The sequence below is a fragment of the Carnimonas bestiolae genome (assembly GCF_051251145.1).
In the GTDB taxonomy this organism is placed as follows: domain Bacteria; phylum Pseudomonadota; class Gammaproteobacteria; order Pseudomonadales; family Halomonadaceae; genus Carnimonas; species Carnimonas bestiolae.
This window is the reverse complement of the sequence record NZ_JBPCZK010000024.1, coordinates 1-695: the sequence shown is the minus strand read 5'-3', so window position 1 is coordinate 695 and position 695 is coordinate 1. Positions and strand designations below refer to the sequence as shown.

The following is a 695-nucleotide window of genomic DNA, read 5'->3' as shown; positions in this document are numbered from 1 at the left end:
AATGCTGGATTTGGCATCAGCATGATTTACATTGTTAAAGAGCGTACTGTCGTAAAGACAGTCATCGACGTCTCTTCTCTCTATGAGAGGAAAGATTTCGTGACTGGCTTCCGATGATGAAACCAAGATTTGGTGGAGCTAAGCGGGATCGAACCGCTGACCTCCTGCGTGCAAGGCAGGCGCTCTCCCAGCTGAGCTATAGCCCCAAATCGAACCACTGCGATTTTTATTCAGGGCAAGGCAAAAAGTGTCGAAGTGTATAAATGATACACGAGGCACTTTTTAACGAAGCCATGGATAAAAATTGGTGGGTCTGGGCAGACTCGAACTGCCGACCTCACCCTTATCAGGGGTGCGCTCTAACCAACTGAGCTACAGACCCGGTATTTTTACCGGTAGGTTCTTACCGGTCGGCTGCCGACCTCACCCGCTTTCCATTAAGATCAGGGGGTGCGCTCTAACCAACTGAGCTACAGATCAGGCACTTAACCGGTAGGTTCTTGCCGGCCGGCGATCCGGCTTTTCATCGCTCTATTTCCGATCAGACAATATGTGTGGGTACTCGTCCCGAAGGACGTCGTCGGTTAAGGAGGTGATCCAGCCGCAGGTTCCCCTACGGCTACCTTGTTACGACTTCACCCCAGTCATAAACCACACCGTGGTGACCGTGTCCCCGAAGGTTACACTAGCCACTT

At 51.5% G+C, this 695-nt stretch carries 2 tRNA genes and 1 rRNA gene; all 3 read right to left on the bottom strand.

What is annotated here, in order from left to right:
- Nucleotides 1-130: 130 nt before the first annotated feature.
- A tRNA-Ala gene (locus R84865_RS13280) sits at nucleotides 131-206 on the bottom strand.
- Between the two features lie 99 nt (nucleotides 207-305).
- A tRNA-Ile gene (locus R84865_RS13275) sits at nucleotides 306-382 on the bottom strand.
- Nucleotides 383-585: 203 nt separating this feature from the next.
- A 16S ribosomal RNA gene (locus tag R84865_RS13270) occupies nucleotides 586-695 on the bottom strand; the annotation flags it as partial.